This window comes from Actinoplanes auranticolor, assembly GCF_018332655.1.
Lineage (GTDB): Bacteria > Actinomycetota > Actinomycetes > Mycobacteriales > Micromonosporaceae > Actinoplanes > Actinoplanes auranticolor.
In genome coordinates, this window is the sequence record NZ_BOQL01000119.1 from 1 (window position 1) to 444 (window position 444).

Here is a 444-nt window from a genome sequence, read left to right on the forward strand (position 1 = left end):
GGCATCGCGCTGTTCCTCGAGGAGGCCGGCGTCAACACCGCCATCATCGTGGCGGCCGTATCCACCCTGGCCGCCTTCCTGGCCGCCCAGGCCAACGCCATGATCGCGCTCCACGGCGACGCCGTGGACCCGACGAGCTTCCCCGGCGGCTTCTGGCCCAAGAGCAACACCGACCAGTACAGCGACGCAACAGTCAAGGACGACGACGCCGACTGGTCACTCAAACGCCCGTAGAATCCGCGGTGGCTGCTCGCTCAGCAGCTCGACACCGGCGAAACGGCATCTGAGCTGCAAGGATGCACACCGTCGTGGCTGCTCGCTCGCCGAGCTACCGCCTACCCAAATAAGGCAAATCAGGCGTGACGATTCAGTTACCCACAGGAATAACCGCAGGTCAAAGTGGGCCGCCCGGGACTCGAACCCGGAACCTATGGATTAAAAGTC

At 63.7% G+C, this 444-nt stretch carries 1 pseudogene; it reads left to right on the forward strand.

The features are described from left to right. Positions 1 to 234 (forward strand): annotated as a pseudogene (locus Aau02nite_RS45860) (hypothetical protein); the annotation flags it as partial. Positions 235 to 444: the final 210 nt, after the last annotated feature.